The organism is Streptomyces sp. NPDC002754 (genome assembly GCF_053592315.1).
In genome coordinates, this window is record NZ_JBSFVM010000054.1 from 19,502 (window position 1) to 27,146 (window position 7,645).

Consider the following 7,645-nt stretch of genomic DNA (forward strand, 5'->3'; position numbering starts at 1 on the left):
GTCACGCTCCGGGCGTCGGCGGTGCGGTCGGCATCGGCGGCGCTGTGGGCGCCGGGGGCCGTCCCGGCCGCGCCACGCCCCGCAGCACGTACGCCGCGACGGCCAGCACCACGGCGACCACCAGGGCCGCACCCCAGTCCGGCATGCCGAGGGCGAGGACGAGGCCGAGCGCGAGCGCCACGGCCGCCCCCGCGTACAGCGCGGCGACACCGGCTCCCGCGTACAGGGCGGCCCTGCGTCGCTGCGCCCGCACACCCGCGGTGAGCTCCTCGCGCACCGTCTCGCGCACGGCGTGCGTGACCCGTCCGGCCAGCTCGTCGGCCAGCTGCTCGTTGATGTGTTCGCCCATGCGTTCCATGCGCGCCGGGTACCCGTGCCCCGCGCCGAGTAACGACGGCCGTCGCGTCCGCTTCCGCGAAACGATCACGCGCCCCCGGCCCCTCCGACTAGGCTCCTCCCCATGGAAATCCTGGGAACCACGCTGCGCATATGCGTCGAGGACCTGGAGTCCTCGGTCACGTTCTACGAAAGCCTTACCGGCGCCGATGCGCTGCGGTTCGAGCGCGGCGGGGTCTCGGTGGCCGCGGTCGGCTGCTTCCTCCTGATGAGCGGCCCCAAGGCCGAGATCGACGTGCTGCGCAAGGTCGCGGCGACGATCGCGGTCGCCGACGTCGAGGAGGCCGGCACCCTGCTCACCGCCTCCGGCGCCAAGGTCATCGCGGGCCCGGTGCCGAGTCCGGCGGGCCGCAATCTGATCGCGATGCACCCCGACGGCTCGGTCTTCGAGTACGTGGACCGTCAGGCACCCGCGGAGAACGCGGAGGCGTAACCCTCGACGTATCCTCGCCCGGGGTACGACGGGCGAAGGACGGTGCACGTGGCGGGGAGTGCGGCAGGGTCGGACGAGGGGCACCCGGAGAGGGCACCCCTGAGCGCGCAGGCGCGGGAAGCGGTGCGCCAGCGCATCGTGGACCGGCGCTATCCGATGGGCGCGCGGCTCGTGGAGCGGGAGGTCGCCGAGGAGCTGCGGATGTCCCGGGTGCCGGTGCGGGAGGCGCTGCGCGCGCTCGTCGCCGAGGGCCTCCTCGAACTGCTGCCGCGCAGTGGCGTGCGGGTGCGCCACCTGGAGCGGACCGATGTGCGGCATCTGTACGAGGTGTGGGAGCCGCTCGCCGTGCAGGCCTCGCGGCTCGCGGCACGGGCGCTCACGGCGCAGGACCCGCCCTCCCTTGCCCCGCTGCGCGCCTGCCTCGACCGGGCCGAGCGGGCGGCCGCGGCCGACGAGGGCACGCGCGAGGTGGCCGCGCACACCGAGTTCCACGAGGAGATCGTGGCGCTCTGCGGGAACCCGCTGCTCACCCGCACGATGGAGCAGCTGAGCTGGCAGCTGCAGCTGCTGTTCGGGCTGCGCGAGGAGCCGGCGCACATGCGGGCGCAGCACGCGGACATCTACCGGCACATCGCGGCGGGCGACGAGGAGCTGGCGGCGGCCGGCACGCTGCTGCACGTCAGGGACAGCCGGGCGGTCGCACTGAGGTCACTGTTCGGCGACACCACTTTGTATACCTAGGGCGAATAGCCTCTCGGCGCACTCGGACAACCCCTTACGCAAACTGGACATTAAGCGGCATCGACGCAGGCGACCTTGTCGGGCACTCTTCTCTTGGTATACAAAAAGGCGGGCCAGCCCACCCTCGTAGACCCCGCCAGGAGCTTTCATGTGCGTCGAGCCCGCCGAGCCGCCGTCCAGCCGACTGACCCGCCGCGGCGTCCTCGCCGCGTCCGCCGCGCTCGCGGGCACCGCGACCGCCCTCGGCTCCGGCGCGTCCGCGGCATCCGCCGCACCCCGCCGCCCGGCCACGGCGCCCCGCGCCGGTGACCTGGTCGTCGACGGCGGCACCCTGCTCGACCCGGCCACCGGCGAGGTGACCGAGGACGCGGTCGTCGTCATCCGCGACGGCGTCGTGCGGGCGGCCGGCGCGCGCGGCCGTGTCGACGTGCCCAAGGACGCGCCGCGCCTCGCCGCGCACGGCCGGTGGGTGCTGCCCGGACTCGTCGACGCACACATCCACCTCAACACCGCGACCGAGGCGCTCGACGCGGTCCGTAAGGGCGCCACCAGCGCGCGCAGCGGCTCCACGAACTTCTACCAGGACATCGCCGTACGGGAGTTGGCCCGCCAGGCCCCCGAACTCGCGCCCCGCCTCAAGGCCGCCGGCATCTTCGTCACGCCGGACCTCGGCGACACGGTCCTCGGCGACCCGGACCTCACCCCGCTGGCGCGCCTCAAGGACGGCGTCACGTCCGCCGAGGCGCTGCGCCGTGTCGTCGAGGTGAACCTGAAGCGCGGTGCCGACGTCATCAAGACCCGTGTCAACCCGCGTGCGGGCCTCGCCGAGCAGGATCCGCTGGAGCAGGTCTACTCGCGCGAGCAGTTGTCCGAGATCGTCGCGGCGGCGGGGCGCGGCGGCAAGGGCGTCCTCTGCCACAGCTACAGCGAGAAGGGCTGCCACGACGCGGTGCTCGCGGGCATCCACTCCCTGGAGCACGGCGCGTACGTCGGTGAGCGCACGCTGGCCGAGATGCGGCGCCGCGGCACGTTCTTCACGCCGACCCTGGGCGCCATCGCGGGCATGATCGGCTCCGACGACCCGGTCCTCGACGAGCGCGGGCGCACCTATCTGCCGCTGCTCAAGAAGGCGGCCCTCGCCGCGCACGAGATGGGTGTGCCGCTGGCCGCCGGCACGGACTCCTCCGGCGGCACCGTCGACCCGATCGGCGGCGAGGTCGAGCTGATGCGCTCCGCGGGGCTCAGCGCGCTCGACGCGATCCGTACGGCCACCACCGGCGCGGCGAAGCTGCTCGGGCTCGAGGGCGCCGTGGGGCGGCTCGCCCGTGGCAGTGCGGGTGACGTGCTGCTCGTCGACGGGGACCCGTTGGCCGACGTGTCGGTGCTCAAGAAGCCGGTGGGCGTGGTGCGTTCGGGCATCGCGGTCTGACCGATCGGGGCTCCGCCCGGGATCTCCCTGCTCAATCGCCGCAGGGGCTTGATGGTGGCCGCATGCGGAACTCGTAACGGGCGGGGAGCGGCTCCCCAGGTGCGGCCACCTGTGACCACACCTCGCCGAGGGTTTCCGCGCCCTCGCGCAGGTCCGCGACCTCGAAACCTTCGTCGAAGATGGTGCGGGCCGCGGTCAAATCACCCTCCATACAAAGGAGTTGCGCCTCTATCAGGCGGAAGCGGCCCCGTTCGCGCGTGGTCACGTGCAGGCGGTCCCACACGCCCCGGGCCACCTCCACTCGCCCCGCCGCGAGCAACACCCCGATCGCCTCCCGGCCGAGGGTCCCGCACGCGGAGCGCCATGGCTCCCCGTCGTCGCGGCGCTCGGCGCACAGGTCGTCGAAGGCCCCGGCGTAGCGGTCGGCGGCGCGCTCCGTGTGGCCGTCCGCCGCGTCGGCCACGGCGAGGCAGCGCAGGAACGGCCAGAGCGAGGGTGCCAGTTCGAGGCCCCGCTCCCAGCTGCGTACGGCCTGCGCCCGGTCGCCCGCGTGCCACTGCGCGATGCCCAGGTGGTACTCGGACTGCGGCCGGGCGGGCGCCGTCTCCAGCATGTCCCGCCAGGGCGGGGAGACCAGGGAAGGACCGGGCGGGCCCACCCGGCGCTGCTCCGGGAAGGCGCCCGATTCGAGCAGCTCGCGCCACGGCGCCTGCGCCTCACCGAGCGTCGACTCGTCGAAGGGCGTACCCGCCAACTTCCAACCCGCACGCAGCACTTCGAGCGCACCCCACCCGGAGCCGACCGCGAGCCGCTCCCCCGGCTCCGCGTCGGCGCAGGCCCGCCACGCGTCGTACGCGGCGTCGACGTCGGCGCGCGGCAGCACGTCCTCAAGGCGACGCTCCACCTCGCCGACGGCGCTCCCCCAACTCCCCTCCGCGTGCACGGCTTTGGCGTCCGCCGACAGCGGCCCGTACGCCTCCAGCCAGCTGAACTCCCCCTCCGACTCCAGGCGTACGTGCTCCAACTGCGTGCGCGCGAGCCCGGCCTGGACCTCGGAGTAGCCGCCCGTGCCGGGCTCGGTCAGCCACTCCTGCCAGCGCCGTCCGCCCGTCCCCGCGCCCCACACGAACAGCTTCCGGCCGCGCAGCACATCGGTCGACGTCTGCACCAGGCCGTGCCCGGCGTCGTCGAGCGCGGCGATCCAGCGACGCCGCCCGTCCTCGACCTCGTAGAAGTAGTCGGCGGGGAACTCGCTGTTCAGCGGGTACGTGCGATCGATTCCCTCGTGCTCCGGCACGGGCACCCGGCTCAGCGTCCGCTCGTACGCGAAGTACCAGGCCTCGTCGGCGGGAGCGAGCACCCGGTGCTCCTCGGGCACCGCGATGTTGGACCACCAGTACGCGGGCGCGGGCTTCTCGTGCGGATTGCGGACGCGTACGCCGACGTAGAGGAAGTCGGACCCTTCGGGGAGCCACAGGTCGACCTGGAACGGGAGGTCGCGCAGCCGCTCCCACTCCCACAGGCGCAGCATGTCGCCGCCGTCGGGAGCCGGCACGCGCGCGGCGTGCAGCGGGGCGCAGGACAGGGCGGTGTGGCCGGTCGCGCCGATGTTCCACTCGATGCCTCCGGAGAACCAGGCGCCGTTGAGTGCGAAGTCGGCGGGCTGGAACACCGGGTTGCGGTAAAGGAGTTCACGCTCGGTCGGCTTGTGGAACAGGGACGCGACGCGGCCGCCGAGGCCCGGCAGCACCGTCGCCCGCAGTCGGTCGTTCTCGATCACGATCGTGTCGAGGTCGACCGGCTCCCGGTCGCGCCCGTACCCGTCGCGGATCCGCTCGGGCAGCACACTGCGCAGCGGCCGGTAACCGACCTGCCGGGCCATGTCGAGCGGCATGTCCTCCTTGGCGCGCTCGTCGACCTCGTGCATCTCGTCGAGTGGCCGCAGCGGCGGCAGCGGATTGTCCGGGCCCAGTGGCACGCCCGGCAGAGTCAGTACCGCACGGCGGATCTCGGTCACGTGTGCCTCCCGTCGCCAGGGGCGCGGCCCGCCCCGATGACCATGGAACATCGTCCTGCGGGAGCTGAACAGGGTGCCCTCCGGTCAGGATTGCGCAAAGCCGAACGGCGCCGGCCCCCGGGCGCCGCAATATTCCGTGGGCGCCCCGCCCGCCCCCACGTACGCTGGCACTCCCCTGCCTTCGCCGCGACACGCATACAGTCAGTCCGGCAGGCAGCACATGTACGCGAGGAGACCGCACCACCATGGCCGAGAGCCACACCTACCGAGTCATCGTCCGCGCCACCTTCGAGGACCTCACCGACGCGGCACGGGAGCGGCTGCTCGCCGAGGTCGCCGAGCACGAGGGCATCGCCGGCATGAAGTTCGGCCTGGAGGGCTCACTCGCCTACGACCGCACGCTCAAGCACTTCTCCATGCGGTACGTCGTCGAGTCCGACCCGGACGACGGCGACGAGATGGCGGCGGCGCTCGCCGAGGAGAAGGCTGAGGCGTACCTGAAGGAGCGCGGCTACGGACACGGGGAGCTGCGCTCGACGGTGACCGACATGGACACCATGAAGGTCAACCGGAAGTCGCGCCGCTAGCGGACGTGATGGCCCGGGTCTGCTGGGACCCTAGGGCACGACGGGCAGTTGCACCGTCCCCGTGTCGTACGGGGCGCTGGTGACGGTGACCGGCTTGACGCCCTTGTTGCCGCCGTACGCGTCGTCGCTCGCGGCGATCACGAAACGCATCCGGTGCCCCTTCTCGTAGCGGTGCACGATGCCGGGGAGGGAGACCGTGAAGGGGCGGGTGACGTCGGGGACGCGGACCGGGGCGACCAGCCGGTGCACCAGTGTCTTCGAGCCGTCGGGCGCGACGTCGTACAGCTTCGCGAAGAGCACCAGCTTGTCGGCCGCGTCGGCGGAGTTCTGCACGCGCTCCGTCTTCGGCGAGACCACCGTGAGCGTCGCCTTCGGGGCGCCGACGACGTCGGTGGCGGCGGTCAGCGGTTCGGTGGTCCAGTCGAGGTAGGTGCCCTTGGTGTCGTACGGGGCGGGGTCCGGCAGGCCGATGAGGCCGGCGAGCGAGGACTCGGAGTGGCTGGTCGGGACGAGCCAGTTGCGGTACTCGCGGCTGCCGCGGGCCACCTTCTTCCGGTTGTCGACGAGCTTTCCGTCGCCGGAGAGGTACAGCGTGCGGTTGAGGGCGGGCACGCGCGGCGCGGTCGCGTAGGTACCGTTCGGGTCGGTGATCCAGTCGCGGTAGTAGGCGAACGCGGGGCCGGTGTCGGTGCCGCCCTTCTTGTGCAGGTACCGGTCGAACCAGGCGAGGACGCGGCGGCCCACGTAGCTGGTCTCCAGGTTCCCCTCGGAGAGGTTGAGTTCACCGGCGGCCGGGTCGGTGAGACCGCCGCTGTGGCCCCAGGACTGCCAGATCATCTTGGCGGGGGTGCCCTGGGCGGCGAGCGTGTCGTACGTGGACCGGGCCTCGTTCAGGTTGAACAGCGAGTCGGCCTGCCCCTGCACGAGCAACGTCGGCGCCTTCACCTGCTTCAGATACGAGACCGGGGACACGCTGCGCGCGTAGGAGAGGAGCCGCTGGGTGTCGGCGGCCGGGTAGCGGCCGGAGTTGAGGGTGCGGATCGTGGCGCAGGCGTCGTCCACGAAGTGCAGGCAGCTCAGCTTGTTGATGCGGGACGGGTCGAGGGACGGGGAGAGCAGGGGCTGGCCCTCGCCGATGAGGTAGAACCCGTTGGTCCACTGCCACTTGAAGGCGCCGGGGACGTCGGCGGCGGCCGGGTCCGTCGCGTTCTGCGGGTCGAGGGAGTACGCGAGGTTGTTCCAGGTGATCATCGGGACGAGCGCGTCCACGCGGTGGTCGACGGCGGCCGTGGCCAGTTGGATGGCGCCGCCGTACGAACCGCCGATCATGCCGACGCGGGGGTCGCCCTTCTTGTCGGCGGTTACGTAGTCAATCGTCGTGCCGTCGTCGGCGGCGCGGGTGCCGGCGAGGAGGTCGACGAGGGCGGAGGCGGCCTTGCCGTCGATGCGCGGGTCGTCGAGCGAGACCAGGCAGCCGGACTTGCCGAAGCCGAGGCCCGAGTAGGCGAGCGAGACGTAGCCGCGCTCGGCGAAGGCCCTCGCCGTGTCACCGGTGCTGTCCGACTTGCTGCCGCCGAAGCCGTTCGTGGTCAGGACGGCGGGGGCGGGGTGCGCGGCGTCGACGCCGACGGGGCGGTAGAGGTCGGCGTCGACCGTGCAGGTGCGCTCCGCGGTGTGGACGGTGACTTTCAGGGGGGTCACCGTGACGTCCGGGGCGGTTTGTGTGTCGGCGAATGCGGGGGTGGCGAGTGTTGCTGCGGCGATGACGGACAGGGTGGCGGCGAGCGTGGTGCGGGATCTGGGCACGGTGACCTCCACGGGGTGCCTTACCGGCGGGTAACGGTGAGCGCGAAGTCATCGTGTGGCACGTGTCAACAAGGGGCAAGAAGCGTGCAGGGTGAATCTCCGTTCGACGCCACGGGGCTCCGCCCCGGACCCGCTGCTCAATCGCCGCAGGGGCTAAAAAGATCGCCCCAATCGCCGGCGGGGCTTGATGATCAAGCCCCGCCGGCGATTGAGGCGGCCCGTCCGGCAGGACTTCC

The 7,645-nt window shown here is 72.4% G+C and carries 7 protein-coding genes; 4 read left to right on the forward strand and 3 right to left on the reverse strand.

Going from position 1 to position 7,645, the window contains the following annotated elements:
* Nucleotide 1: 1 nt before the first annotated feature.
* Nucleotides 2-358, reverse strand: a complete 357-nt coding sequence (locus ACWD2L_RS39800) for a phage holin family protein (protein WP_351342314.1) — start codon at nucleotides 356-358, stop codon at nucleotides 2-4.
* 102 nt (nucleotides 359-460) lie between these two features.
* Between ACWD2L_RS39800 and ACWD2L_RS39805 the strand changes: the two genes are divergently transcribed.
* The 3 genes from ACWD2L_RS39805 to ACWD2L_RS39815 all read left to right on the forward strand — a co-directional run bounded on the left by ACWD2L_RS39805 (nucleotide 461) and on the right by ACWD2L_RS39815 (nucleotide 2,999).
* Nucleotides 461-829: a VOC family protein gene (locus tag ACWD2L_RS39805; protein ID WP_351342316.1), complete on the forward strand. Its 369-nt coding sequence runs from the start codon at nucleotides 461-463 to the stop codon at nucleotides 827-829.
* A gap of 48 nt (nucleotides 830-877) precedes the next feature.
* Nucleotides 878-1,570: a GntR family transcriptional regulator gene (locus ACWD2L_RS39810; protein WP_351342318.1), complete on the forward strand. Its 693-nt coding sequence runs from the start codon at nucleotides 878-880 to the stop codon at nucleotides 1,568-1,570.
* Between the two features lie 148 nt (nucleotides 1,571-1,718).
* Nucleotides 1,719-2,999: an amidohydrolase family protein gene (locus tag ACWD2L_RS39815; RefSeq protein ID WP_351342320.1), complete on the forward strand. Its 1,281-nt coding sequence runs from the start codon at nucleotides 1,719-1,721 to the stop codon at nucleotides 2,997-2,999.
* Between the two features lie 31 nt (nucleotides 3,000-3,030).
* Here the strand turns inward: ACWD2L_RS39815 and ACWD2L_RS39820 are convergent, their stop codons facing one another.
* On the reverse strand, nucleotides 3,031-5,016 hold the full coding sequence (locus ACWD2L_RS39820; RefSeq protein WP_351342322.1) for a DUF5107 domain-containing protein: 1,986 nt from the start codon (nucleotides 5,014-5,016) through the stop codon (nucleotides 3,031-3,033).
* 245 nt (nucleotides 5,017-5,261) lie between these two features.
* Between ACWD2L_RS39820 and ACWD2L_RS39825 the strand changes: the two genes are divergently transcribed.
* Nucleotides 5,262-5,603, forward strand: coding sequence for a DUF6204 family protein (locus ACWD2L_RS39825; RefSeq protein ID WP_351342324.1), 342 nt, complete (start codon nucleotides 5,262-5,264; stop codon nucleotides 5,601-5,603).
* A gap of 30 nt (nucleotides 5,604-5,633) precedes the next feature.
* Here the strand turns inward: ACWD2L_RS39825 and ACWD2L_RS39830 are convergent, their stop codons facing one another.
* Nucleotides 5,634-7,409 carry a CocE/NonD family hydrolase gene (locus ACWD2L_RS39830; RefSeq protein ID WP_451193666.1) on the reverse strand — a complete coding sequence of 592 codons (1,776 nt, stop codon included), beginning with the start codon at nucleotides 7,407-7,409 and terminating at the stop codon, nucleotides 5,634-5,636.
* Nucleotides 7,410-7,645: the final 236 nt, after the last annotated feature.

Excerpts from the sequence above, each read along its gene's own strand:
- ACWD2L_RS39800 (WP_351342314.1), bottom strand. The coding sequence starts at position 358 with ATGGAACGCATGGGCGAACACATCAACGAGCAGCTGGCCGACGAGCTG.
- ACWD2L_RS39805 (WP_351342316.1), top strand. The coding sequence starts at position 461 with ATGGAAATCCTGGGAACCACGCTGCGCATATGCGTCGAGGACCTGGAG.
- ACWD2L_RS39815 (WP_351342320.1), top strand. The coding sequence starts at position 1,719 with ATGTGCGTCGAGCCCGCCGAGCCGCCGTCCAGCCGACTGACCCGCCGC.
- ACWD2L_RS39825 (WP_351342324.1), top strand. The coding sequence starts at position 5,262 with ATGGCCGAGAGCCACACCTACCGAGTCATCGTCCGCGCCACCTTCGAG.